Consider the following 26037-nt stretch of genomic DNA (forward strand, 5'->3'; position numbering starts at 1 on the left):
GAATTCAGGCCATGAGCAACCCCCAGCAGCTGCGCTACAGCAAGGAACACGAGTGGCTGTCCGGCGCCGAGGACGGCGTCGCGACGGTCGGCATCACGGAGCACGCGGCCAACGCGCTCGGTGACGTCGTCTTCGTGCAGCTCCCGGAGGCCGGTACCACCGTGGTCGCGGGCGAGACCTGCGGCGAGCTGGAGTCGACCAAGTCGGTCAGCGACCTGTACTCCCCGGTCAGCGGTGAGGTCACCGAGGTCAACGAGGACGTGGTGAACGACCCGTCGCTGGTGAACTCCGCCCCCTTCGAGGGCGGCTGGCTGTTCAAGGTACGCGTCACGGAGGAGCCGGCCGATCTGCTCTCCGCCGACGAGTACACCGCCTTTTCCGCCGGCTGAGGAGTCGTGGACCTGATGTCCGTACTGAACACGCCCCTGCACGAGCTCGACCCGGAGGTCGCCGCCGCCGTCGACGCCGAACTGGGCCGCCAGCAGTCCACCCTGGAGATGATCGCCTCCGAGAACTTCGCGCCGGTCGCGGTGCTGGAGGCACAGGGCTCGGTCCTCACCAACAAGTACGCCGAGGGCTACCCGGGCCGCCGCTACTACGGCGGCTGCGAGCACGTCGACGTCACCGAGCAGATCGCGATCGACCGGGTCAAGGAGCTGTTCGGCGCCGAGTACGCCAACGTGCAGCCCCACTCGGGCGCCTCCGCCAACCAGGCCGCCCTGTTCGCGCTGGCCCAGCCCGGCGACACCATCCTCGGGCTGGACCTCGCCCACGGCGGCCACCTGACCCACGGGATGCGGCTGAACTTCTCCGGCAAGCAGTTCGACGTGGTCGCCTATCACGTCGACTCCGCCACCGGTCTGGTCGACATGGCCGAGCTGGAGCGGCTCGCCAAGGAGCACCGGCCCAAGGTGATCATCGCGGGCTGGTCGGCGTACCCGCGTCAGCTGGACTTCGCGGAGTTCCGCCGGATCGCCGACGAGGTCGGCGCGTACCTGTGGGTCGACATGGCGCACTTCGCGGGCCTGGTCGCGGCCGGCCTGCACCCGAACCCGGTGGAGTACGCGGACGTGGTCACCTCCACCACCCACAAGACGCTGGGCGGGCCCCGCGGCGGCATCATCCTGGCGAAGAAGGACTTCGCCAAGAAGCTGAACTCGTCCGTCTTCCCGGGCTTCCAGGGCGGCCCGCTGGAGCACGTGATCGCCGCCAAGGCGGTCTCGTTCAAGGTCGCGGCGAGCGAGGACTTCAAGGAGCGCCAGCGGCGTACGGTGGAGGGAGCGCGGATCCTCGCCGAGCGTCTGACGGCGGCCGACGCCCGCGAGGCCGGGATCGACGTCCTGTCCGGCGGTACCGACGTGCACCTGATCCTGGTCGACCTGCGCGCGTCCGAGCTGGACGGGCGGGCGGCCGAGGACCGGCTCCACGAGGTCGGCATCACGGTCAACCGCAACGCCGTCCCGAACGACCCGCGGCCGCCGATGGTGACGTCGGGTCTGCGGATCGGCACGCCCGCCCTGGCCACCCGCGGCTTCACCGCCGAGGACTTCGCCGAGGTCGCGGACGTCATCGCGCAGACCCTGAAGGCGCCCTCCCCCTTCGGGGAGGCCGACGTGGTGGCGCTGAAGGCCCGGGTCACGGCTCTCGCCGACAAGCACCCGCTGTATCCCGGTCTGAACAAGTAGTTCCTTTGTGTGGCGCGCCCCGCACACTCGTCGTACGGGGCGCGCCCCCTGCACCACCCCGTCCTGAGGAGTCACCGTGGCCATATCGGTCTTCGACCTGTTCTCGATCGGCATCGGCCCGTCCAGCTCCCACACGGTCGGCCCGATGCGCGCGGCCCGTATCTTCGCCCGCCGGCTGCGCAACGAGGACCTGCTGGGCTCGGTCGCGACGGTGCGCACCGAGCTGTACGGCTCCCTGGGCGCGACCGGCCACGGGCACGGCACGCCCAAGGCGGTGCTGCTCGGGCTGGAGGGCGACTCGCCGCGCACGGTGGACGTGGAGTCGGCGGACGACCGGGTGGCGCGGATCAGGGAGACGGGCCGCATCCGGCTCCTCGACGAGCACGAGATCCCGTTCTCCTTCGACCAGGACCTGGTCCTGCACCGCCGCAAGACCCTCCCCTACCACGCGAACGGCATGACCCTGTGGGCGTACGACGCCTCGGGGGCGGAGCTGCTGTCCAAGACGTACTACTCGGTGGGCGGCGGTTTCGTCGTCGACGAGGACGCGGTGGGCGCGGACCGCATCAAGCTGGACGACACCGTGCTCAAGTACCCGTTCCGCACGGGCGACGAGCTGCTGCGGCTGACGAAGGAGACCGGCCTGTCGATCTCCGCGCTGATGCTGGAGAACGAACGGGCCTGGCGCACCGAGGACGAGATCCGCGGGGGGCTGCTGGAGATCTGGCGGGTGATGCAGGCGTGCGTGTCGCGCGGCATGTCCCGCGAGGGCATCCTGCCGGGCGGTCTGAAGGTCCGCCGCCGCGCGGCCGTCTCCGCACGCCAGCTCCGGGCGGAGGGCGACCCGTTGGCGCACGCGATGGAGTGGATCACGCTCTACGCGATGGCGGTGAACGAGGAGAACGCGGCGGGCGGGCGCGTGGTCACCGCCCCGACGAACGGCGCGGCCGGCATCATCCCGGCCGTCCTGCACTACTACATCAACTTCGTGCCGGGCGCGGACGAGGACGGGGTGGTCCGCTTCCTGCTCGCCGCCGGTGCGATCGGCATGCTCTTCAAGGAGAACGCGTCCATCTCCGGCGCCGAGGTCGGCTGCCAGGGCGAGGTCGGCTCCGCCTGCTCCATGGCGGCGGGCGCGCTGGCCGAGGTCCTGGGCGGTTCCCCGGAACAGGTCGAGAACGCCGCCGAGATCGGCATGGAGCACAACCTCGGCCTGACCTGCGACCCGGTCGGCGGCCTGGTCCAGATCCCGTGCATCGAACGCAACGGCATGGCCGCGGCGAAGGCGGTCACGGCGGCCCGCATGGCCATGCGCGGCGACGGCTCCCACAAGGTGTCCCTGGACAAGGTCATCAAGACGATGAAGGAGACCGGCGCGGACATGAGCGTGAAGTACAAGGAGACGGCGCGGGGCGGGCTGGCGGTGAACATCATCGAGTGCTGACGGCCACGGCGTGACGGCTCACAGCGGTGGGCGACGGGGCGCCCACACCCGGCGAAAGCTGACGTTTGGCCGTCCGGACGGTACGCGCGGATCACCCGTGCCAAGGTGGGTCCCCAGTCGACAGCCAGCTCCTGTCCCCCCACAGACACTAGGGAGTCCCCATGCTGCGTGGCATAGACGTGAGCGCGTACCAGTCGTCCTCCTACGCCACGGACGGTCTCTCCTTCGTCTTCATCAAGGCGACCGAGGGCCGTTCGTACGTCAACCCGAAGCTCGCCGCGCAGACGAAGCGGGCCCGTGACGCCGGACTGGTCGTCGGCTACTACCACTTCCTGTGGCCGGGCAACCTCACCGCGCAGGCGGAGTACTTCGTCAAGCACGCCCCCGAGAAGGCGGGTGAGATGCTCGCCGTCGACTGGGAGACGACCGGGGACGGCACCCACGCGAGCAACGCGGAGAAGGACAGCTTCATCCGCAAGGTGAAAGCGCTGCGGCCGGACAACAGAGTGATCTTGTACTGCAATCGGAACTATTGGTTGAATGTCGATAGGACGTCGTACGCGGGTGATGGTCTGTGGATCGCCGACTACGTGACCGCCGGCAAGCCCCGCATCCAGGCGGCGTGGCGCTTCCACCAGTACACCGACGATCCGCTGGACAAGAACGTGGCGGACTTCACCAGCAAGGCGGCGCTGAAGAAGTGGGCCGCGGACGCCTGACTCCGAGAGAGGTTCGTGTCATGAGCGGGTCGGTCACCGCGGTCAGCAGCAACGGGACGTACTCCTTCACCAAGCCGAACCGGGAGAGCATCACGCTCGTCGCCGGGCTCGGGGTGGAGGGTGACGTGCACGCCGGGGCGACGGTGAAGCACCGGTTCCGGATGCGGAAGGACCCCTCCCAGCCCAATCTCCGGCAGGTGCACCTCATCCACGAGGAGTTGTTCGAGGAGGTCGCGGCGGCCGGGTTCGAGGTCGCGGCCGGACAGCTCGGGGAGAACGTCACCACCCGGGGGATCGATCTGCTGGGGCTGCCGGCAGGGACGCTGCTGCGGCTCGGGGACGAGGCGGTCGTGGAGGTGACCGGGTTGCGGAACCCGTGTGCGCAGATCGACAGGTTCCGCAAGGGGCTCATGAAAGAGGTCGTCGGGCGGGACGCGGAGGGCAGGCCGCGGCTCAGGTCCGGGATCATGAGCGTGGTCGTGACCGGAGGCGTGGTGCGGCCCGGTGACCCGGTGAAGGTCGAGCTGCCGGACGGGCCGCACCGGGCCCTGGAGACCGTCTGACCCGGGAGTCCTACGCGCGGAACTCCGGCGTGCGCTGCGGGCTCGCCTCCGCCAGGGCCTTCGTGACCTCCTGGACACCGCCCCGCAGCCCGTACACGGGTGTGCCGGGCTGCTGGCGCCAGGAGTCGTCCAGGCCGCCCGCGTCGACCGTGTCGAAGCCGAGTTCCCCGATCAGTTCGCGCACCTTCCGCTTCGCCGCCTCGTCGTCGCCCGCGACCGGCAGGGCGATGCGGTCGGCGGCGCCGGCCGGGCGGTCCCGGTCCAGGATGTCCTGGGCGTAGGTGCCGTTGAAGGCCTTGACCACTGCCGGGTGGCCGAGCCGCCGCGCGGTCCAGCGGCTCTCCATGAGGCCCTCGTCCTCGATCTCGGCGATCCGCCCGTCGCGCTGGGGGTAGTAGTTGCCGGTGTCGATGACCGCGACCCCGTCGGCCGCCTCGTCGAGGACCCCGGACGGCAGGTCCGGTACCGCCTTCACGGGAATCGCGACGACCACGACCTCCGCGCCGCGTGCCGCCTCCTCGACCGGTACCGCACGCGCGCCGGTCTCCTCGGCCAGTGCCGTGAGGGTCTGCGGGCCGCGGGAGTTGGCCACGGAGACGTCGTGGCCCAGTGCGGTGAGCCGCCGGGTGAGGTTGCCGCCGATGTTGCCCGCGCCGATGATGCCGATCTTCATGACAGGCCCTTCCAGATCAGATTGATGCACGCGCATACGCCTGTTGGGCATGAACCCCGGGTGACCCCGGACTATTCCGGGTCCTCCGCGTCCCGTCGGAACCGCCCGGACCAGGCCGGCGGCTCGACCAGGCGAACATCCGGCGCTCGCGACGGCGGACCGCGTCTCACCGGTGACCCGGCCGGCACGTGCTTCGGCCGGCCGCCGGACCGGGGGCGGCACGACGGCCGCCGGACGTGCGGATCCGGCGCCGGGCGCGAGGAAGGGGGGCACCCGCGGGCGCCCCCCTCATTCCGCTCACGTCACTTGTTCAGGTACGACCAGAACTCGTCGAAGGAGAGGACCTTGTCGCCGTTGAGGTCACGCGACTTGATGATCGCCTCGGCCACCGGCTCGGTGACGTTCCAGTCGCCCTGCTGAGCCAGGGCGGTCTTGAACTCGGCGGCGGTGATGAAGCCGTCGCCGTCCGTGTCGATCCGCTCGAAGTGCTTGCGTGCCTCGTCGATGTCCGCCACCGAATCCGCCCCTTTTCCCTCGTCCTGCTGATCACGTGCTGTCGTACTGACGCAGGTCAGATTAGCCGCCCGTCCGGTCCTCCGGCGCGGCGACCACCCGGCCGCACGCCGACCGGCCCGCACGCCGACCGGCCGCGCGTCAGCGGAAGATGCCGGTGTGGCCGAGGGAGTAGCGGCCCGGCTGCGGATACACGGCGAGACCGTGCGGGCCGCCGCCGACCTTGATGCGGGCGAGCTGGTTGCCGGTGCGGGTGTCGATGGCGTACACCTCGGCGTCGTACCGCCCCGACAGCCACAGCACCTTGCCGTCGGCCGAGACGCCGCCCATGTCGGGGCTGCCGCCGTCGGGCAGGTGCCACTTCTTGGTGAGCTTGTTCCGGGTGAAGTCGAAGACTGAGACGGTGCCCTCACCGCGGTTGGAGACGTACATCTCGCGGGAGTCGCGGCCGATGTAGAGGCCGTGGGTGCCCTTTCCCGTGGGCAGGAGCTTCGGTTCGGTGAACGTGTCGCCGTCCAGGACCCACATGCCGTCGGCCATCATGTCGGCGATGTAGAACTTCTTCCCGTCGGGCGAGATCTTCACGTCCTGCGGCATGGCGCCGTCGAACGGCAGCTTCTGCTGCCCGACGACCTTCATCTTCTCGGTGTCGACCTTCAGCAGCTCGCCGCTGAACTCGCAGGAGACGATGAAGTACCGGCCGTCGAGCGAGAAGTCGGCGTGGTTGACGCCGTAGCAGCTGACCGGTTCGGTCTTGATCCGCTTCATGGTGTGCGGGTCGCGGAAGACGAGTTCGCGGTCGAGGGAGGCCATCACGACGGCGTACTTGCCGTGGGGCGTGAAGTAGAGGTTGTACGGGTCGTGCACCTCGACCTCCTTGCCCGCCTTGCCGGTCTTCGGGTCGATGGGGGTGAGGGTGTGGCCGCGGTTGTTGTTGACCCAGAGGGTCTTCAGGTCCCAGGACGGCACGACGTGCTGGGGCTGGCGGCCGACGGGGATCGTCTCGACGATCTCGTACGTCTTCGGGTCGATGACCGAGACGGTGTCGGACTCGGTGTTGGGGACGTAGACCCGGGACGGGAAGTCCTTGACGACCGGGGAGAGCTTGTTCGGGCGGTCGGCCGCGTAGACGTCCTTCGGGTCGAGGACCGGCGGCATGCCCGGCAGGCCCTCGACGGCCTTCTTCTTCACCGGTGCGGGGACGGCGGCCTTCGTGCCGCGGGCCTCGGTGGCGCGGTCCTGGCTCCCGGTGCCGCAGGCGGCGAGCGCGGTGAGGGCGGCGCCGACGGCGAGGGCGCTTGTCATGAGGTGGCGAGGCATCAGCTGAGCAGCTCCGTGGTGGTGACCGCGTGCAGTCCGCGGCGGTGGAGTTCTTCCAGTACGGCGGGGAGCGCGGCGACCGTGTCGGCGTACCCGAAGTGCAGGCTCACCACGGACCCGTTGCGGATCTCGCCGAGGACCTGGCGGGTGACGGCTCCGGCGCCGGGCGAGGTGAAGTCGAGGGAGTCGACGTCGTAGGAGAGGACGTGCGGGTAGCCCGCGTGCCGGGCCAGGCGTTCGACGAGGGGGGAGGCGCGGACGGTGCGGGAGGGGCGGAACCAGGTGCCGATGGAGCCGGTGAGGCGTTTCAAACGCTGGGCGCAGCCGGCGATCTCCTCGCGGGCCTCGGCCTCGGACAGCGCGTTGATGTCAAGGTGGCGCAGGGTGTGGTTGCCGAGGTCGTGACCGCCGTCGAGGACGCGGCGGGCGAGGTCCGGATACGCGTCGAGCCAGGTGCCGACGGCGAGCACGGTGACGCGGGCCTGGTGCCGTTCGGCCGTGGCGAGAAGGGCTCGGGCGGTGGCGGGATCCCCCTGCCCGTGGAAGGTGAGGGCGACGCGGGGGCGGGTGCGGGGACCGTGGGTGAGCTGGGCGGGGTGGCCGGGGAAGCGGCGGGGGGCGGGGGCCGTGGTCCCGGCGGGGCCGGGCGGGGTCGCGGAGGCCGTGGTGCGGGCGGGGCCGGGCTGGGTCGCGGGGGCCGGGCGGGCGGCGGCCCCGTGGGGGGCGCAGCCGGCGGTGAGAGCGCCGGCTGCGACGAGGGCGGCACCGGTACGGAGTGCCGTCCGGCGGTCGGTCGTGGTCACCGCACCATTTAAGGGGGGTTACGGGGGAAAGTGCGCGATTCGCCCGAATGGCGGCCGGTACGGGTCGCGGCGCTCAGCGGTCCGCCACCCTCATCTCGAACCAGGTGGTCTTGCCCCTCGGCAAGAGGTCGACCCCCCAGCGGTCGGAGAGCTTGTCCACCAGGAACAGGCCCCGGCCGCTGATGTCCAGCTCCTGCACCGGCATCAGACAGGGCAGGCCGCGGGAGGGGTCGCGGATCTCGACGCGGATCCAGCCGCGACGGCGGCGCATGCGGAGGCCGAAGACGCGGGCGCCGGTGTGGCGGACGGCGTTGCCGACCAGTTCGGAGACGAGCAGGACGGCGTCCTCGGTCATCCTGGGGGTCAGCCCCCACTGACGCAGGACCACCACCTGGGCCAGCCGGCGCGCCGTGGCCGCCGACTCGGGGCGGGACGGCAGCGGGATCTCCCCCTGCGTGGGATCACCGAACAGTTCGAGTACCTTGAGCGCGTGTTCGTCCTCGACCGCCGGAGACCAGCGCGCCGCGGTCGCACGGCCCTCTCCCCGCGGCTGTTCGATGCCCTCCAGCCCCGCCATGCCCCCCATCATGGCCGCCCAGAGCATCCTCCGGGGCCGTTCCAGGGGAATACACCCTGCGGAACCGGGCATCGCGCGAGATCCGAAAGGCATATGCCAGTGGCGCTTCGAAGCCTCGTGCGACCCTGGTGACCTGCGGCGAAGACCCGGCCGGGGACAGTCGACCGGCTCCCCGGGCAAGACGGATCCGACGGTCGCTCAGGGTTTCCCGCACCGCCCCATCGGGGGACACCGCATCAGCCGTCCTGTCAAGTGCGCGGAGGTCAGAGGAACTTCGCCTTGCCTGGGCCCTCCTCCACGAAGCTGCGCATCCCGCGCTGCCGGTCCTCCGTGGCGAACAGGCCCGCGAACCAGTTCCGTTCCACGGCCAGGCCCGTCTCGATGTCCGTCTCCAGCCCCGTGTCGATCGACTCCTTCGCCGCGCGCAGCGCGAGCGCCGGGCCCTGCGCCAGCTTCGCCGCCCAGGCGTGCGCCTCGGTGTACACGTCGGCGGCGGGGACGACCCGGTCCACCAGCCCGAGCGTCAGCGCCTCGTCCGCCTTCACCATCCGCCCGGTGAAGATCAGGTCCTTCGCCTTGGACGGGCCGATCAGCCGGGAGAGCCGCTGGGTGCCGCCGGCCCCCGGGATCACCCCGAGCAGGATCTCCGGCTGGCCCAGCTTGGCGTTGTCCGCGGCGATCCGGAAGTCCGCGCAGAGGGCGAGTTCGCAGCCGCCGCCCAGCGCGTACCCCGTGACGGCCGCCACCACCGGCTTGGGGATGCGGGCCACCGCGGTGAACGAGTCCTGCAGGGCGCGGGCGCGCGCGACCATCGCGGCGTGGTCCATGGCCTGCATCTCCTTGATGTCCGCGCCGGCCGCGAACACCTTCTCCCCGCCGTACACCACCACGGCCCGTACGTCGTCGCGCCGGGTCGCCTCCTCGGCGAGTTCCTTCAGCCGGTCCTGGGTGGCCACGTCCAGGGCGTTCATGGGCGGGCGGTCGAGGCGGAGCGTGCCCACGCCCTCGGCGACTTCGAGATTCACGGTCATGCGAGCCAGGTTAACGGGGACTAACGTCAGCCGGGCGGGTGCGGTCGGTCACATGCGGCCGGGGGCCCGGGGGTTGCCCCCGGACAGACACAGCACGGGGACTAACGTCGGTCGGCCGGGTGCGGTCGGTCACATGCGGCCCCGGTGCGGTACCTCGCACCGGGGCCGTCGCTCAGCTCACCTCCGCGTCACGGATTCCGCGTCACGGATTCCGCGTCACGCCTGCCGCCTCACGCCTTCCACTTCTCCCACGACATGTTCCAGCCGTTGAGGCCGTTGTCGGGGGCGATCGTCGCGTCGTCGGAGTTCTTCACGACCACCACGTCGCCGATCATCGAGCGGTTGAAGAACCAGGCCGCCGGGACACCGCTGTCGTAACCGCCCTTGACGTCGCGCAGGCCGATGCAGCCGTGGCTGGCGTTGCGGTTTCCGAAGGCGTCGCCGCCCCAGTAGTTGCCGTGGAGGAAGGTGCCGGAGGTGGACAGGCGCATGGCGTGCGGGACGTCCTTGATGTCGTACTCGCCGCCGTAGCCGACCGTCTCGCCGTTCATCCGGGTCACCGTGAGCTTCTCGCTGATGACCATCTGGCCGTTCCAGGTCTCGTAGCCGGGCGCACCGGTGGTGACGGGGATGGTCCTGACGACCTTGCCGTCCTGCATGACCTTCATCGTGTGCTTCTTGGCGTCCACGACCGAGACCTGGTTGCGGCCGACGGTGAAGGAGACGGTCTTGTCCTGCTTGCCGTAGACGCCGTCGCGTCCTTCGACGCCGTCGAGGTCGAGGTCGACGGTGACCTTGGTGCCTTCCTTCCAGTACGTCTCGGGCCGGAAGTCGAGGCGGTCGTTGCCGAACCAGTGGCCCGCGACCTCGACGGGCGGCTCGGTCCGGATTTTGACGGCCCTCTCGACGTCCCCGGGGTTCGTGATGCCCCGGGTGAAGCGGATCGAGAACGGCATCCCGACGCCGACCTTCGACCCGTCCTCGGGGGTGAAGTTGCCGAGGAAGGTGTTCTTCGGTGTGAGGGTGGTGAAGCTGGAGTCCTCGGCGGCCGTACGGCCCTCGGAGTCCTTGGCCACCACGTGCACGGTGTACCTGGTGCCGGAGGCCAGGTGCGTGGACGGCGTCCAGGAGGCGCCGCCGTCGGTGATCTTCCCGGCTACCGCGGTGCCCTCGGGGTCCTTGACCTGCACCTCGGTCAGCTTGCCCTGCGTGGCGCTGACCTTGAGGGCGCCGCTGGTGTCGACGGACGTCGCGCCGTCCTTCGGGGCTATGGCGACGACGGCCCGCGACTGCTCGGTCTGGGCCTGGGAGACGTCCTTGCCCTTGCCGTTCCCCCCGCCGGAGCCGGAACCACCGCCTCCGCCGCACGCGGTGACGGCCAGCAGCAGGACGCCGAGTATCAGCGCCGGCCCCTTCCGGCCTCGCCCCCGCGCGTCAACCGACGCCCCCGATATCGGTCGCACGTTCAAGTCTTCTCCCCTCGCCGGGCCTGGTCAGACCCGCTCCCCAGCGCGCGGCCCGCACGCATCGGCGCATATTAACCGCAGAGTTTTCAGCATCGCGTCAGCCGATGGTCACCGTTGCGTACCGAACGGGCCCGGCGGGGAGGCGCCGGGCCCGCTGCTCCTGCCGGGTCACTTCAGCGCGCTGCCCGCCTTCCACGCCGTCCAGCCCATGTTCCACCCGCCGAGGCCGTTGTCGGGAGCGACTTTCCTGTCGTTGCTGTGGACGACCTCGACGACGTCCCCGACGAGGCTGCGGTCGAAGAACCAGCCCGCGGGCGTGTCCGAACCGCCGCCCTTCACGTCCCGGAGCCCGATGCAGCCGTGACTGACGTTGACCTTGCCGAAGGCGTGCGGCGCCCAGTAGTTGCCGTGCAGGAAGGTGCCGGAGTCGGTCAGCCGCATCGCGTGCGGGACGTCCGGGATGTCGTACTCGCCCTTGCCGTCGGCCTTCTTGAAGCCGACCGTGGCACCGTTCATCCGGGTCAGCTCGAGCATCTCGGTGACGACCATCTTGCCGTTGTACGTGGTCGTCTTCGGGGCGCCCGCCGTGATCGGCACGGTGGCGAGCAGATCGCCCTCCCGCCGCACCTGCATGGTGTGCCGGGCCGCGTCCACCAGGGAGACCTGGCTGCGGCCGACGGTGAAGGAGAACGTCTTGTACTGGAGGCCGTAGACCCCCGGCGCCCCTTCGACGTCCCTGAGCCGCAGGGAGACCGTGACCTGGGTGCCGGGCTTCCAGTAGCGCTCGGGGCGGAAGTCGAGGCGGTCCTTGCCGAACCAGTGCGGGCGGATCTCCACGTGCGGCTTCGCGGTGACGTGGACGGCCCGTTCGACGGCGGCGCGGTTCTCGATCTCCCGGTTGAACTCCAGGGAGACGATCATTCCGGTGCCGACGGTGGAGCGGTTCTCCGGGGAGACGTATCCGATGAAGCGTTCCTCGGGGACGTACGTCGTGAAGGTGGCGTGCCGTGCGGAGCGGCGGCCCTGGGCGTCCAGGGCCACCGCGTGGACGGTGTACTTGGCGGCGAGCGCCAGCTTCGTCTCGTCGGGCTCCCAGCTCAGGGCGTCGTCGGAGAGGTGGCCGGGCACCGGGGACTCCTGCGCGTCCTGCGACTTGACGACCTTCACCGACTCCAGGCGCCCGCCGGGCACCCGGACCCGCAGCCGCGTGCCGGGCCGCACCCCCTTGTCGCCGTCGTCCGGGGAGATCCTGATGGTCTCCCCGGGTGCCGGGGGTTTGCCCAGCCCGCCGATGTCGACGCCGCCGGTGCCGTCCGCGGTACAGCCGGCGGCTCCGGCGAGCAGTCCTGCCCCTGTCAGTACGGCGGCCAGTGCGACCCCCGCGCGCCGTGCGCGCCCAGTTACGTGCCTCACGACGACCCCAACGAGCGGGCACGCTCCGGGGAAACGTGAGTGCGAGCCAAGCGCTGGGCAGAACAGTGGGGAGAACGACGCGAGAGGGCGCCGCGAGCGGGACGCCGTACGCTTTCTTCCCCGTCGTTCCACGAGCCGTGGGAGGCTGAACGGTGTCCAGCGCAGCCGAGCAGGAGGCGGTGGCCGGGGAACGGGCCGCCGAGAACGGGCGCCGCGTGGCCGTGAACGGCGCGCAGCCGCGCCGGGCCCCCGGACCACCCGTGTGGCCGGGGGCGCCGATGCCGCTGGGTGCCCGGTTCCGGGTCGGTCCGGACGGGGTGGCGGGCACCAACTTCGCGCTGTGGGCGGGTGGGGCCGAGGCGGTCGAGCTGTGCCTGTTCGACGAGGCCGGCAAGGAGACCCGGGCGCGGCTGACCGAGCTGACCCATGAGATCTGGCACGGCTTCGTGCCGGGGGTGATGCCGGGCCAGCGCTACGGCTACCGGGTGCACGGCCGCTGGGACCCGTGGACCGGCGGCCGGTGGAACCCGGCGAAGCTGCTGCTGGACCCGTACGCGCGGGCGGTGGACGGCGACTTCGGCCTGCCGCCGGAGGTGTACGGCCATGTCCGGGACTGGCCGCAGCAGCAGGTCGCGGACACCGTGCGCGACGACCGGGACTCGGCGCCGTACGTCCCGAAGGGCGTGGTGGTCCACGACGACGCCACCGACGACGAGTGGATGGACGACCGCCGGCCGAAGACGCCGTGGGCGGACTCGGTGATCTACGAGGTGCATGTGCGGGGGTTCACCCGGCTGCACCCCGGCATCCCGGAGGAACTGCGCGGCACGTACGCCGGGCTGGCGCATCCGGCGGCCGTCGAGCACCTCGTCGGGCTGGGCGTGACGGCCGTCGAACTGCTGCCCGTGCACCAGTTCGCGCACGAGGACCATCTGCTGCGCAAGGGACTGAAGAACTACTGGGGCTACAACTCGATCGGCTACTTCGCGCCGCACGCGGCCTACGCCGCCTCCGGGACGACGGGCCAGCAGGTCGGCGAGTTCAAGCGGATGGTGCGGGCGCTGCACGAGGCGGGGATCGAGGTCATCCTCGACGTGGTCTACAACCACACGGCGGAGGCGGGCGAGCTGGGCCCGACGCTGTCCCTGAAGGGCATCGACAACCGCGGCTACTACCGGCTCCAGTCGGACGCCCGCCGGTACGCCGACTACACGGGCTGCGGCAACACCCTGCACGTGGTCCAGCCGCACGTGCTGCGGCTGATCACCGACTCCCTGCGCTACTGGGTGACGGAGATGGGCGTGGACGGCTTCCGCTTCGACCTGGCCGCGGCGCTGGCCCGCTCCATGCACGACGTCGACATGCTCTCGCCGTTCCTCGCGGTGATCGCGCAGGACCCGGTGCTGCGGCGGGTGAAGCTGATCGCCGAGCCGTGGGACGTGGGGTCCGGCGGCTATCAGGTCGGCGCCTTCCCGCCCCTGTGGACGGAGTGGAACGACCGCTACCGCAACGCGGTCCGGGACTTCTGGCGGGGCGCACTGCCGGACGTGCGGGACCTGGGCTACCGGCTGTCGGGCTCCAGCGACCTGTACGCCTGGGGCGGGCGGCGCCCCTACGCCTCGGTCAACTTCATCACCGCGCACGACGGTTTCACCCTGCGTGACCTGGTGTCGTACGAGCACAAGCACAACGAGGCGAACGGCGAGGGAAACCGGGACGGCACCGACGACAACCGCGCGTGGAACTGCGGCGCGGAGGGCGAGACGGACGACGAGCGCGTACGGGTGCTGCGGCGCCGCCAGCTGCGGAACCTGATGACCACGCTGCTGCTGTCGACGGGCGTGCCGATGCTCGTCGCGGGCGACGAACTCGGACGCACCCAGCGGGGCAACAACAACGCCTACTGCCAGGACAACGAGATCAGCTGGGTGGACTGGACCCTGCTCAAGGACCCGGGCTGGAAGGCCCTGTCCGACCTGACCGCCCGCCTGATCGGCCTGCGCCACCGCCACCCGGTGCTGCGCCGCCGCGCCTTCTTCTCCGGCCGCGCGCACTCGGCGGACGGCCTGCGGGACCTGGCCTGGTTCACCGCGCGGGGCACCGAGATGACCGAAGGGGACTGGTACGCCCCCGCCGCCACCCTCGGCATGTACCTCTCCGGCCGGGACATCCCCGGCCGTGACGAGCGCGGCGCCCCGATCGTCGACGACAGCTTCCTCGCCGTGCTGCACGCCGGCGACCGCCCGGCCGACTTCGTCCTGCCGGGACCGCCGTGGGCGGAGCGGTACGAGGTGGTCGTCGACACGTCACGGGAGGAACAGGGACAGGCACCGGGGGTGGTGCACCGGGCGGGGACGGCGATCACGATGCCGGCGCGGGCGGTGCTGCTGCTGAAGGTGGGCTGAGGCAACGTTGCAGGCCCGTGAACTCCGGGCCGCATCCCTGGTCCTGAGGGCGACCGGCTGATCACACTGAAGCCGCGCGCTGCCGATCCCCGCCCTTCGCCCTCCGCACCAAGGACCCCGCATGCCCGAGATATCCCGTCGTACCTTCGGTGGGCTCGTCGGCGGCGGCGCCGTGACCGCTGTCGCCGGCACGGCCACCGCCGCCGAGGCCGCTCCGTCCGAACGCCCCTTCACGGCCCGCCCCACCGCCTCCGGCAGACGCCCCAACCTCCTGGTCGTCCTCGCCGACGACCTCGGCTGGGCCGACCTCTCGTCCTACGGGGCACCCCACATCAAGACGCCGCACCTGGACCGGCTGGCCCGGCAGGGGGTGCGGTTCACCGACGCGTACGCCGGGTCCGCGACCTGCTCGCCGACCCGGTTCAGCCTGTACACCGGGCGCTATCCCGGCCGTACCCGCGGCGGACTGGCCGAGCCGATCGCCAACAGGTCGCAGGGGCTGGACCCGTCCCACCCCACCCTCGCCTCCCTGCTGAAGCGGGCGGGGTACGCCACCGCGCTGATCGGCAAGTGGCACTGCGGCTGGCTGCCCGACTACAGCCCCACCCGGTCCGGCTGGGACGAGTTCTTCGGCAACTTCGGGGGCGTGCTGGAGTACTTCTCCAAGCTCGGCCAGCTCGGCGACCACGACCTCTACGAGGGCGACGCCACCTACCAGGACCTTCGCTACTACACGGAGGTCCTGACCGAGCGGGCCGTCGAGTACGTCGGCCGGGACCACGACAGGCCCTGGCTGCTGAACCTCAACTTCACCACCCCGCACTGGCCCTGGCTCGCGGAGGACGACGCCGAGGCCGGCGCCGAGATCGCCGCGCGGATCCGCGCGGCGACGAGCCAGGCCGAGGTCACCGCCGCGCTGCTGCACCACGACGGCGGCTCGGTGGAGAAGTACACCCGGATGGTGCAGAGCCTGGACGCGGCCGTCGGCGAGGTGCTGGCGGCGCTGCGCCGATCCGGGCAGGAGGAGAACACGCTGGTGCTGTTCGCCAGCGACAACGGCGGGGAGCGGTTCTCCTACCAGTGGCCGCTCAGCGGGGAGAAGGCCTCACTGCTGGAGGGCGGCATCCGGGTGCCGGCGATCCTGCGCTGGCCCGCCCGGATCGACGGCGGCCAGGTCAGCCACGAACCGCACTTCTCCCCCGACTGGACGGCGACCCTGCTGGAGCTGGGCGGCGCCCGGCCCGACCCGGCGTATCCGCTGGACGGCACGAGTCTCGCCGGGTATCTGCTGCGCGGCGAGGAACTGCCGGAGCGGGACCTGTTCTGGCGGGTGCGGGGCAACCGGGCGCTCAGGCGCGGGGACTGGAAGTACTACCAGGGCGCCGACGGGGCCGACCACCTCTACGACCTGGCCGCCGACCGGCGCGAACAGGCCGATCTCGCCGCCGCCCGGCCCGAGGTGCTCGCCGGGCTGAAGGCCTCCTGGGAGCGGATCGCGGGCGGACTGCTGCCCTACCCGGCGGCGTAGTCACCCGAGGGCCCCCGGGCGCGGAGCCGATCGGTCGGTGCCCTCGTACGCCCCCGCGGGGCCGCGGCGTGCGCCGGCTCGAAGACGCAGGTCGTAGGACCAGCGGCCGATCCGGGTCCGGCCAAAACTCGGTGGGCGATGTCCGTGCCGGTCCGTAGGCTCCTGCTGATGCCGACGTCACCCGTACCCGCCGAGGACCGCTCCGCCGTCAGAAGTCTGCTGCGCCTGTGGCCGTACGTCCGGCCCGTGCGGGCGCGGCTGTTCACCGCCGCGTCCGTCGCGGTGCTCGCCTCCTGCCTGGGGCTGGTGATCCCGCTCGTCCTGAAGTGGATGGTGGACGGGCCGATCGCCGACGGGGACTTGGCCGGGGTGTGGCTGGGGGCGCTGTGCCTGCTGCTGCTCGGTCTGGCCGAGGCGCTGCTGTTCGGGCTGCGGCGGTGGCTGGTGGCCCGGCCGCTGGCGGGCGTCGAGGCGACGATGCGGGCGGATCTGTACCGGCGTCTGCAGCGGCTGCCGGTGTCCTTCCACGACCGCTGGGCCTCGGGGCAGTTGCTGTCCCGGGCGACCACGGACCTGATGCTGCTGCGCATGTTCCTCGCCTTTCCGCTGACCTTCCTGCTGGTCAACGGCGTGACGATCCTGGTCGGCGTGGCCATCATGCTGGCGCAGGACTGGACTCTGGGGCTGGTGATCCTGGGGCCCGCCGTCCCGGTGCTGGTGACCTGCGTGGTCTTCGAGAAGCGGTACGCGGAGGTGGCGCGGCGCGCGCAGGACCAGGTGGGGGACCTGACGACGGTCGTCGAGGAGAGCGTGCTCGGCATCCGGATCATCAAGGGGTTCGGGCGGCACCGGAGTCAGGCCCGCGCGTTCCGCGAGCTGTCGCGGACGCTGCGCGGGACGGAGCTGCGCAAGGCGGGACTGCTGGCGGCGATCTGGGGCGTCATCGTGACGCTGCCGGAGGTCGCCATCGGGGCGGCGCTGGTGCTGGGGACGGTGCAGGTCGCGGACGGGGAGCTGTCGGCGGGCACCCTGGTCGCCTTCCTGTCGACGGCGCTCGCGCTGCGGTGGCCGGTGGACTCGATCGGTTTCCTGCTGGCGATGAGCCAGGAGGCGGCGACGGCCACGGAACGGTACTTCGAGGTGATGGACGAGAAGCCGGAGGCACCGGCCGCCACCGTCGCGCCGCCCACCGAGGACAGCGGACTGCGCTTCCACGACGTCTCGTTCCGCTACCCCGACGCCCCCGAGGACTCCCCGCCGGTCCTCGACCGCGTCAGCCTCCACATCCGCCCCGGCGAGTCCATGGCGCTCGTCGGCGCCACCGGAAGCGGGAAGACCACGCTCACCGCGCTCGTCCCGCGCCTGCACGAGGTGACGTCCGGGCGGATCACCCTGGACGGGCAGGACATCAGAGCCATGTCCCGGCGGGAGCTGCGCGCGAAGGTGGCCGTCGCGTTCGAGGAACCCACCCTCTTCTCCGCTGCCGTCGGCGAGAACGTGCTGATGGGGGCCGACGACACCGCCGGGAGGGTCGAGCTGGAGCGGGCCCTGGCCGTCGCGCAGGCCGACTTCGTGTACAGCCTCCCGCAGGGCACGGACACCCGGGTCGGCGAGCAGGGCCTCAGCCTCTCCGGCGGCCAGCGCCAGCGCCTCGCGCTGGCCCGGGCGGTGGTCGGCCGGCCCCCGTTCCTGGTGCTGGACGACCCGCTGTCCGCCCTCGACGTCCACACCGAGGCCGCGGTGGAGGCGGCCCTGCGGGAGGTCCTCGCGGACACCACCGCCCTCATCGTGGCGCACCGCCCGTCGACCGTCCTGCTCGCCGACCGGGTCGCGCTGCTGTCCGGGGGCCGGATCACCGCCGTCGGCACCCACCACGAACTGCTGCGCGGAAACGCCGAGTACGCCCATCTGATGGCCGGGACCGAGGAGGCCGACCGATGACGGCGCCGACCACCACCGCACCGGACAGGAAGCAGCCGCCGGAGCGGCCCGGGGGGCCGGGCGACCCCTTCGACCGGGACGTCCTGCCCACTCCCCCGGGCGCCACCACCGCCCTGCTGCGCTCCCTGCTCGCCCCGATGCGGGCCCGGGTCGCCTTCACCTCGCTGCTCCTGCTGCTCCAGCAGGCGGCCGTGCAGGCGGGCCCGCTGCTGGTGGCGTACGCCATCGACAGCGCGGTGCCGGCGTTCCGGGACCACGACCACGGGCCCCTGCTCGCCGTGGCCGTCGGCTATCTGCTGTGCGCGCTGGCCTCCGGCGGGCTCCAGTACACGTTCATCATCGCCTCCGCCCGGGTGAACCAGGACGTGCTGCTGGACCTGCGCGGCCGGATCTTCCGGCATGCGCAGGCGCTGAGCATCGACTTCCACGAGCGGTACACCTCGGGCCGGCTGATCTCCCGTTCCACCACGGACGTGGAGTCCCTGCGCGAGCTGCTCGACGAGGGGTTGCAGGAGCTGGTCACGGTCATCCTGTCCTTCGTCTACATCTCGGTCCTGCTGCTCTGGCTGGACCTGGCGCTCGGCGCGGTCGCGGTGGCCTCCTTCGTGCCGCTGTACCTGCTCGTCCGGACCTACCGGCGGCGCGCGGGGCAGGTGTACGCGCAGCGGTCCACGGCGATCGCCGCCGTGATCGTGAAGTTCGTCGAGACGATGAACGGCATCCGCCCGGTGCGCGCGTTCCGCCGCGAGGACGCCAACGACGCCGACTTCGCCGTGCTCAACGAGCGGCACGAGCGGACCAACGGGGACGCGCTGCTGGAGATGGCCCGCTATGTCGTCGGATCCCGGCTGGTCGCCAACACGGCGGTCGCGCTGATCGTGCTGTGGGGCGCCCACCGGGTGGCGGGCGGGTCGCTGGAGCTGGGGGTGCTGGCGGCGGCGGTGCTGTATCTGCGGCGGCTGTACGACCCGATCGACCGGCTCGGCATGTTCCTGAACTCGTACCAGTCGGCGGCGGCCTCGCTGGAGAAGATCGCGGGGCTGCTCGCGCAGACACCGACCCTGCGGGAACCCTTGTCGCCCCGGCGGCTGCCGGTCCTGGAGTCGGAGCACCCGGGCCGTGAGGTCGTCTTCGACGGGGTCCGGTTCGCCTACCGCACCGGCGGTGAGGTGCTGCCGCGCTTCGACCTGACGCTGCCGGCCGGGCAGACGGTCGCGGTCGTCGGCTCGACCGGCGCGGGCAAGTCGACGCTGGCCAAGCTGCTCGCCCGCTTCTACGACCCCTCCGAGGGCCGGGTCCTGCTGGACGGGGTCGACCTGCGCGAGCTGTCCGTGCCGGAGCTGCGGCGCGGGGTGGTCATGGTGACGCAGGAGGCGTTCCTGTTCTCCGGCACGGTCGCCGAGAACATCGCGATCGGGCGGCCGGACGCCACCCGGGAGGACATCGAGGGGGCCGCGAAGGCGATCGGCGCGCACGAGTTCATCACCGCCCTGCCCGACGGGTACGACACGGACGTCCGCAAGCGGGGCGGCCGCATCTCCGCCGGGCAGCGGCAGCTCGTCGCGTTCGCACGGGCGTTGCTCGCCGATCCGGCGGTACTGATCCTCGACGAGGCGACCAGCTCGCTCGACGTCCCGGGCGAGCGGGCCGTGCAGCGGGCGATGGCGACGGTGCTGAAGGGCCGTACGGCGGTCGTGGTCGCGCACCGGCTGTCGACGGTGCAGATCGCCGACCGGGTGCTGGTGATGGAGCACGGCCGGATCGTCGAGGACGGCACCCCGGCCGAACTCGTCGCGGGCACCGGGCGCTTCGCCGACCTGCACCGGGCGTGGCGGGACAGTCTGGCGTGAGCCGGGGTCAGGGGGACAGGTGATCGACGCGTACGAGGACCCGGGCACCGCGGACTGCCGTGGCGGCTGGCGGTACCTGTGGTGGCTGGTGCTGCGGCAGCCGGGGCGGTCGGCGGCGGGCGCGCTGCTGGGCAGTGTGTGGATGGTGCTGCTCGCGGCGACGCCGTATCTGATGGCCCGGGCGGTGGACGAAGGCCTGGAGGCGGGCGACATGGGCGCGCTGGCCCGGTGGACCGGCCTGCTGGTGCTGGTCGGCGTGTTCCACGCCTGGCTGAGCATCATGCGGCACCGCACGATGACCCGGGTGCGGATGGACGCCAACTTCCGCACGGTGAAGGTCGTCGTGGGGCACGCGGTGCGGCTGGGGGCCGCGCTGCGGCGGCGGGCCGGCACCGGGGAGGTGGTGACGATCGGGGTGGGGGACGTGCAGCAGATCAGCTCGTCCCTCACGGTGATCGGTCCCGGCGTCGGCGCGGTCGTCGCCTACCTGGCGGTCGCGGGGCTGCTGCTGACCGTCTCCACGCGGCTCACGGTGGTGGTGCTGCTCGGGGTGCCGGTGGTCGTCCTCCTCGTCGGGCCGTTGATGCGCAGACTGCAGGGCACGGAGGCGGAGTACCGGGAGCGGCAGGGCGTGCTGACCGCCCGGATCGGCGACCTCGCGGGCGGGCTGCGGGTCCTGAACGGGCTCGGCGGCAAGGACCTGGTCGCCGGCGCCTTCCGGCGCGACTCGGCGCGGCTGCGCGAGCAGGGGTACCGGGTCGGTGTGGTGGGCAGCTGGATGCAGGCGCTCGGGATGGGGCTGCCGACGCTGTATCTCGCGGTGGTGACCTGGATGGCGGCCCGGATGGCGGCCCAGGGCACGCTGACCGTGGGCGAGTTGGTGGCGGTGTACGGCTATGTCGCGGTGCTGGTGCGCCCGGTGGCGTACTTCGTGGACTGGGGCTACCAGCTCGGCCGGGGCGTGGTGGCCGCGCGGCGCGTGGTACGGCTGCTGCGGCTGGAACCGGAGCCGGACGGCGGGACGCGCGACGCTCCCGCCGAGCCGTCGGTGCTGTACGACCCGGAGTCCGGGGTGCGGGTGGGGCCGGGACGGCTGACCGCGCTGGCCGGCGCACGGCCCGCCGACGCGGCGGCCGTCGTGGACCGGCTCGGCCGGTACGCCCCGTCGGCGGCGACCTGGGGCGGGGTCCGCCTGGACGAGGTGGCGCTGCCGCGGATCCGGGAGCGGATCCTGGTCGCCGATCACGAGGCGGACCTGTTCGCGGGGCCGCTGCGGGAGCTGGTCGGCGGACGCCGGGATCTGGGTGACGCCCAGATCATGCGGGCGGTGCGGGCGGCGGCGGCCGAGGACCTGGTGCGGAGTCTGCCGGAGGGGCTCGACTCGGCGGTCGACGCGCAGGGGCGCAATCTCTCCGGCGGGCAGCGGCAGCGGGTCCGGCTGGTGCGGGCGCTGCTGGCCGACCCGGAGGTGCTGCTGGCGGTGGAGCCGACCTCGGCGCTGGACGCGCACACGGAGGCGGCGGTGGCGGCCCGGCTGCGGGACGCGCGCCGGGGCCGTACGACCGTCGTCACCACCGCCTCCCCGCTGGTGCTCGACCGGGTGGACACCGTGCACTACCTGGTCGACGGGAAGGTCGCGGCCTCCGGCAGCCACCAGCGGCTGCTCGCCGAGGAGCCCGGCTACCGGGCGCTGGTGACACGGGACACGGACGTCGAGGACGCCGAGGACGCCGAGACCGGCGAGAATACCGAGGAGGTCGTGGGGTGACGCGGGAACGGCAGCTGCCCGTCGCCGGGCCGGAGGCGGTGCGGCGGGCCTCGGTGGGTCTGGTGCGCGCCGACGGGCGGGCCTTCGCGGCCGTCCTCGCCCTGAACGCGGCGGCCGCCGGGGCCGGACTCGCCGGGCCGTGGCTGCTGGGCCGGATCATCGACGGGGTGCGGGCCGGGGGCGGCGTGGACGCGGTGGACCGGGCCGCGCTCGGCATCCTGGCCTGCGCGGCGGCACAGCTGCTGCTGGCACGCTGGGCCCGGTACGCGGGACACCGGTTCGGTGAGCGGACGCTGGCGCGGGTGCGGGAGCAGTTCGTGGACCGGGCGCTGGCGCTGCCCGCGTCGGTGGTGGAACGGGCCGGTACCGGCGACCTGACGGCGCGCGGCACCGCCGACGTGGCGACGGTCGGCACCACGCTGCGCGACGCCGGACCCCAACTGCTCATCAACATCGTGCAGGCGCTGTTCCTGCTCGGCGCGGTGTGCGTGATCGACCCGCTGCTCGGTGCCGTGGGCGTCCTCGGTCTCACCCCGGTCTGGTTCGCCCTGCGCTGGTATCTGCGCCGGGCCCGCGACGCCTATCTCGCCGAGGGCGAGGCCAACTCGGACGTCGCCGAGATCCTCGCGGCGACCGCGGCGGGGGCCCGCACGGTGGAGGCGTTCCGGCTGGAGGAGCGCCGGGTCGCGGCGAGCCGGCAGGCGCTGGAGGCGTCCCGGCGCAGGCGCTTGTTCACGCTGCGTCTGCGCTCGGTGTTCTTCCCGGTGGTGGAGGTGTCGTACCTGTTCCCGGTGGCGGGGGTGCTGCTGGCCGGCGGGGTGCTGCACGAGCGCGGGGCGGTGAGTCTGGGGGCGGTCGTGGCGGCCTCGCTGTATCTGCGGCAGCTGGAGGGGCCGCTCGACGAGATCCTGGTGCGGGTCGAGCAACTGCAGAGCAGCGGCGCCTCCTTCGCCCGGGTGGAGGGCCTGGCCCAGGCGCCGCGCGCCGCCTCGGCCGACGGCTCGCCCGTCCCGGCGGACGACCGGATCGACGTGGCCGGCGTGCGCTACGCGTACGACCGCGGGGGCGAGGTGCTGCACGGGGTGGACCTGACCGTGCGGCCCGGGGAGCGGCTGGCCGTCGTCGGTCCCTCCGGTGCCGGGAAGACCACGCTGAGCAGGCTGCTGGCGGGCATCGACGCGCCGAGCGCGGGGTCGGTGACGGTGGGCGGGGTGCCGGTCGTCGACCTGGATCCGGAGCAGCTGCGCCGGCAGGTCGTACTGGTCACGCAGGAGCACCACGTGTTCCTGGGGACGGTCCGCGACAACCTGCTGATCGCCGACCCCGCCGCGACGGACGAGCGGGTGTGGTCCGCGCTGGCGGCGGTGGGCGCCGACACCTGGGTGCGGGAGCTGCCCGACGGGCTGGACACCGAGCTGAGTGACGGGGGATGCCGTGCGGACGGCTCCCAGGCGCAGCAACTGGCCCTCGCCCGGGTGGTGCTGGCCGATCCGCACACGCTGATCCTGGACGAGGCCACCGCCCTGCTGGATCCGACGACGGCCCGGCACACCGAACGCGCCCTGGCCGCCGTGCTAGAGGGCCGCACGGTGATCGCCGTCGCCCACCGCCTGCACACCGCGCACGACGCGGACCGGGTGGCCGTGATGGAGGACGGCCTGCTGACCGAACTCGGCACGCACGAGGAGCTGGTGACGGCGGGCGGCGCCTACGCGGCGCTGTGGGCGTCGTGGCACGGCGATCCCCGGCCGCGGAACTGACGCCGGAGCTGCGCCGCCGGGCCGCACCCCCACCACGAGTCCGCATAGCGAACACGAACTCCCGGACAACGAACGGCTTTCGGCCAAATTCCTGACGCGCCCCTGACAGAAACCGCGCTCTGCTGGGACTCTTCCCACGGCCGCTTCACAGCAACCTCACAGACGGACCGCCTGTGTCACGGCCGCTTCCGCACGAGGTTCCGCGCACCGCCCCGTTCTGCCCGTTCGGCCCACCCGCCGACCGGTCTCCCCTGGCCGCGCGATCCGCGGCCGCGCAGAAGGAGTCAGCGTTGAGACGTTCCTCCCACAGACGCACCCCCCACGCCCGCACCCCCCACACCCCGCCCCGCAAGGCCGCGGCCGTCGCCCTCGTCGGCGTCTGCGCCCTGCTCGCCGCGGCTGTCCAGTCGGGCGCCGCGACCGCCGCCCCGGAACAGGCACCGTCGGCCGCGGGCAAGGTCATCCCGGGCTCGGAGTCGGTGAAACTCACCCCGGCCCAGCGCGCCGAGCTGATCCGCCAGGCGGACGCCGCCAAGGCGAGGACCGCCGGGGAACTGGGCCTGGGCACCCAGGAGAAGCTGGTCGTGCGTGACGTCCTCAAGGACGGCGACGGCACGGTCCACACCCGCTACGAGCGCACCTACGCCGGCCTGCCCGTCCTCGGCGGCGACCTGGTCGTGCGGAGCACGCCGGCCGACGCGACCGACGCCGTCGTCAAGGCCACCCGGGCCGCCATCGAACCGGCGACGACCACGGCCGGGCTGCCCGCGGCCAAGGCCGAGACGCAGGCCCTCGCCGCGGCCAGGGCCGAGGACGCCAAGAGCCCCGAGGTCAACCGCGCCCCGCGCAAGGTGGTCTGGGCGGCCGACGGCAAGCCGGCCCTGGCCTACGAGACGGTCGTGGGCGGTTTCCAGCACGACGGCACCCCGCAGGAGCTGCACGTCGTCACGGACGCGACGACCGGCGCGCAGCTGTACGAGTGGGAGGCGATCGAGACCGGCACCGGCAACACGGTCTACAGCGGTCAGGTCCCGCTGACCACCACGCAGTCCGGGTCGGCGTACAACCTCACCGACGGGGCGCGCGGCGGCCACCGGACGTACAACCTCAACCGCGGCACCTCCGGCACCGGCACGCTCTTCTCCGGCCCCGACGACATCTGGGGCAACGGCAGCCCGTCCAACCTGGAGTCGGCCGCCGCCGACGCGCACTACGGCGCCGCGCTGACCTGGGACTACTACAAGAACGTGCACGGGCGTTCGGGGATCCGCGGGGACGGCGTGGGCGCGTACTCGCGGGTCCACTACGGCAACAACTACGTCAACGCGTTCTGGTCCGACTCCTGCTTCTGCATGACGTACGGCGACGGCAGCGGCAACGCCAACCCGCTGACGTCGATCGACGTGGCCGCGCACGAGATGACCCACGGGCTCACGTCCAACACCGCCGGCCTCAACTACAGCGGCGAGTCCGGCGGTCTGAACGAGGCCACGTCCGACATCTTCGGGGCGACGGTCGAGTTCTACGCGAACAACTCCTCCGACATCGGTGACTACCTCATCGGCGAGGAGATCGACATCAACGGCGACGGCACCCCGTTGCGCTACATGGACCGGCCGAGCCGGGACGGCTCGTCCAAGGACAACTGGTACTCCGGCATCGGCTCGGTCGACGTGCACTACTCCTCGGGCCCCGCGAACCACTTCTTCTACCTGCTGAGCGAGGGCAGCGGCAGCAAGACCGTCAACGGCGTCGCCTACAACTCGCCCACCGCGGACGGGCTCCCGGTCACCGGCATCGGCCGGGACAAGGCGGAGAAGATCTGGTTCCGCGCGCTGACCACGAAGTTCACCTCGACGACCAACTACGCGGCGGCCCGCACCGGCACCCTCGCGGTGACCGGCGAGCTGTACGGCACCACGAGCGCCGAGTACAAGGCCGTGCAGGACGCCTGGGCGGGCGTCGCGGTCGGCGCCCGCTCCGGTGGCGGGGGCGGCGGCACCTCCTTCGAGAACGCGACCGACGTGTCGATTCCGGACAACGGGGCGGCCGTCACCTCGTCGATCACCGTCTCCGGGCGGACGGGCAACGCGCCGTCGAACCTCGCGGTGGCGGTCGACATCGTCCACACCTACATCGGCGACCTCCAGGTGCAGCTGGTCGCCCCCGACGGCACGGCGTACACGCTGAAGGCGTACGGCACCGGCGGAAGCGCGGACAACATCAGCACCACGTACACGGTGAACGCCTCCTCCGAAGTCGCCAACGGAGTCTGGCAGTTGCGGGTCCAGGACAACGCGGCCCGGGACACCGGGCACGTCAACAGCTGGAAGCTCACCTTCCCGTAGGCCCGCGGCTCACCTTCCCGCAGGCCCATGGCCTGAACGGCACCTCTGATCAGGGCGCCGCCCCGGTGGTTCGACTCCCCGGGGCGGCGCCCTCATTCACACGCCCGTAACAGGTACCGGACAGCGTCTTTCGGCCAACATCACGTCGGGGTCATGACATGTACGCGGCACTGATGTCACTCTTCCCTCATCCGCCGCACAACTTCCCAGCCGCCCCCCACCACAGGAGC

General features: G+C 72.0%; 20 protein-coding genes. 12 read left to right on the forward strand and 8 right to left on the reverse strand.

Translation table 11 applies throughout. The features are described from left to right. Positions 1 to 11: 11 nt before the first annotated feature. The 5 genes from gcvH to ACWD0J_RS14485 all read left to right on the forward strand — a co-directional run bounded on the left by gcvH (position 12) and on the right by ACWD0J_RS14485 (position 4411). A complete protein-coding gene (gene gcvH / locus ACWD0J_RS14465) occupies positions 12 to 389 on the forward strand; it encodes a glycine cleavage system protein GcvH (protein WP_451496117.1) in 378 nt (125 codons plus the stop codon). 15 nt (positions 390 to 404) lie between these two features. Then, positions 405 to 1685, forward strand: a complete 1281-nt coding sequence (gene glyA, locus ACWD0J_RS14470; protein ID WP_451496118.1) for a serine hydroxymethyltransferase — start codon at positions 405 to 407, stop codon at positions 1683 to 1685. A gap of 76 nt (positions 1686 to 1761) precedes the next feature. Then, entirely contained in the window at positions 1762 to 3129 is a 1368-nt protein-coding gene (locus ACWD0J_RS14475) for an L-serine ammonia-lyase (RefSeq protein ID WP_451496119.1), read from the forward strand. Positions 3130 to 3290: 161 nt separating this feature from the next. Then, positions 3291 to 3848 (forward strand): glycoside hydrolase family 25 protein, encoded by a 558-nt coding sequence (locus ACWD0J_RS14480; protein WP_451496120.1) that lies wholly within the window; start codon positions 3291 to 3293, stop codon positions 3846 to 3848. Between the two features lie 20 nt (positions 3849 to 3868). Next, on the forward strand, positions 3869 to 4411 hold the full coding sequence (locus ACWD0J_RS14485) for an MOSC domain-containing protein (protein WP_451496121.1): 543 nt from the start codon (positions 3869 to 3871) through the stop codon (positions 4409 to 4411). A gap of 10 nt (positions 4412 to 4421) precedes the next feature. Here the strand turns inward: ACWD0J_RS14485 and ACWD0J_RS14490 are convergent, their stop codons facing one another. From ACWD0J_RS14490 to ACWD0J_RS14525, 8 genes are all read right to left on the reverse strand, one after another. After that, positions 4422 to 5120, reverse strand: coding sequence for an NADPH-dependent F420 reductase (locus ACWD0J_RS14490; RefSeq protein ID WP_451496140.1), 699 nt, complete (start codon positions 5118 to 5120; stop codon positions 4422 to 4424). 266 nt (positions 5121 to 5386) lie between these two features. Further along, positions 5387 to 5599, reverse strand: a complete 213-nt coding sequence (locus ACWD0J_RS14495) for an EF-hand domain-containing protein (RefSeq protein ID WP_451496122.1) — start codon at positions 5597 to 5599, stop codon at positions 5387 to 5389. Positions 5600 to 5738: 139 nt separating this feature from the next. Then, positions 5739 to 6917, reverse strand: coding sequence for a YncE family protein (locus tag ACWD0J_RS14500; protein ID WP_451496123.1), 1179 nt, complete (start codon positions 6915 to 6917; stop codon positions 5739 to 5741). Further along, a complete protein-coding gene (locus ACWD0J_RS14505) occupies positions 6917 to 7720 on the reverse strand; it encodes a polysaccharide deacetylase family protein (protein ID WP_451496124.1) in 804 nt (267 codons plus the stop codon). Before ACWD0J_RS14505 ends, ACWD0J_RS14500 begins: the two co-directional genes overlap by 1 nt. A 73-nt stretch (positions 7721 to 7793) precedes the next feature. Beyond that, positions 7794 to 8297 (reverse strand): ATP-binding protein, encoded by a 504-nt coding sequence (locus ACWD0J_RS14510; protein ID WP_451496125.1) that lies wholly within the window; start codon positions 8295 to 8297, stop codon positions 7794 to 7796. Between the two features lie 263 nt (positions 8298 to 8560). Then, a complete protein-coding gene (locus ACWD0J_RS14515) occupies positions 8561 to 9328 on the reverse strand; it encodes an enoyl-CoA hydratase/isomerase family protein (RefSeq protein WP_451496126.1) in 768 nt (255 codons plus the stop codon). Between the two features lie 230 nt (positions 9329 to 9558). Next, complete coding sequence (locus tag ACWD0J_RS14520) at positions 9559 to 10797, reverse strand: L,D-transpeptidase (RefSeq protein WP_451496127.1); 1239 nt, start codon at positions 10795 to 10797, stop codon at positions 9559 to 9561. A gap of 165 nt (positions 10798 to 10962) precedes the next feature. Next, the gene (locus ACWD0J_RS14525; protein ID WP_451496128.1) at positions 10963 to 12207 is read right to left on the reverse strand and encodes an Ig-like domain-containing protein; all 1245 of its coding nucleotides are present in this window, start codon (positions 12205 to 12207) and stop codon (positions 10963 to 10965) included. Positions 12208 to 12359: 152 nt separating this feature from the next. On the opposite strand from ACWD0J_RS14525, the gene glgX reads away from it, so the two are divergent. From glgX to ACWD0J_RS14560, 7 genes are all read left to right on the forward strand, one after another. Further along, on the forward strand, positions 12360 to 14612 hold the full coding sequence (glgX, locus tag ACWD0J_RS14530; RefSeq protein ID WP_451496129.1) for a glycogen debranching protein GlgX: 2253 nt from the start codon (positions 12360 to 12362) through the stop codon (positions 14610 to 14612). A 121-nt stretch (positions 14613 to 14733) separates the two neighbouring features. Beyond that, positions 14734 to 16140 carry a sulfatase family protein gene (locus ACWD0J_RS14535; protein ID WP_451496130.1) on the forward strand — a complete coding sequence of 469 codons (1407 nt, stop codon included), beginning with the start codon at positions 14734 to 14736 and terminating at the stop codon, positions 16138 to 16140. Between the two features lie 168 nt (positions 16141 to 16308). Continuing rightward, positions 16309 to 18081 (forward strand): ABC transporter ATP-binding protein, encoded by a 1773-nt coding sequence (locus ACWD0J_RS14540; protein WP_451496131.1) that lies wholly within the window; start codon positions 16309 to 16311, stop codon positions 18079 to 18081. Continuing rightward, positions 18078 to 19931, forward strand: coding sequence for an ABC transporter ATP-binding protein (locus ACWD0J_RS14545; RefSeq protein WP_451496132.1), 1854 nt, complete (start codon positions 18078 to 18080; stop codon positions 19929 to 19931). Before ACWD0J_RS14540 ends, ACWD0J_RS14545 begins: the two co-directional genes overlap by 4 nt. Positions 19932 to 19950: 19 nt before the next feature. Beyond that, positions 19951 to 21699: an ABC transporter ATP-binding protein gene (locus ACWD0J_RS14550; protein ID WP_451496133.1), complete on the forward strand. Its 1749-nt coding sequence runs from the start codon at positions 19951 to 19953 to the stop codon at positions 21697 to 21699. Next, positions 21696 to 23459 carry an ABC transporter ATP-binding protein gene (locus ACWD0J_RS14555; protein ID WP_451496134.1) on the forward strand — a complete coding sequence of 588 codons (1764 nt, stop codon included), beginning with the start codon at positions 21696 to 21698 and terminating at the stop codon, positions 23457 to 23459. The genes ACWD0J_RS14550 and ACWD0J_RS14555 overlap by 4 nt, the downstream gene beginning before the upstream one ends. A gap of 290 nt (positions 23460 to 23749) precedes the next feature. Further along, positions 23750 to 25807, forward strand: coding sequence for a M4 family metallopeptidase (locus tag ACWD0J_RS14560; RefSeq protein WP_451496135.1), 2058 nt, complete (start codon positions 23750 to 23752; stop codon positions 25805 to 25807). Positions 25808 to 26037 lie beyond the last annotated feature (230 nt).

Source organism: Streptomyces sp. NPDC003011, from assembly GCF_053591515.1.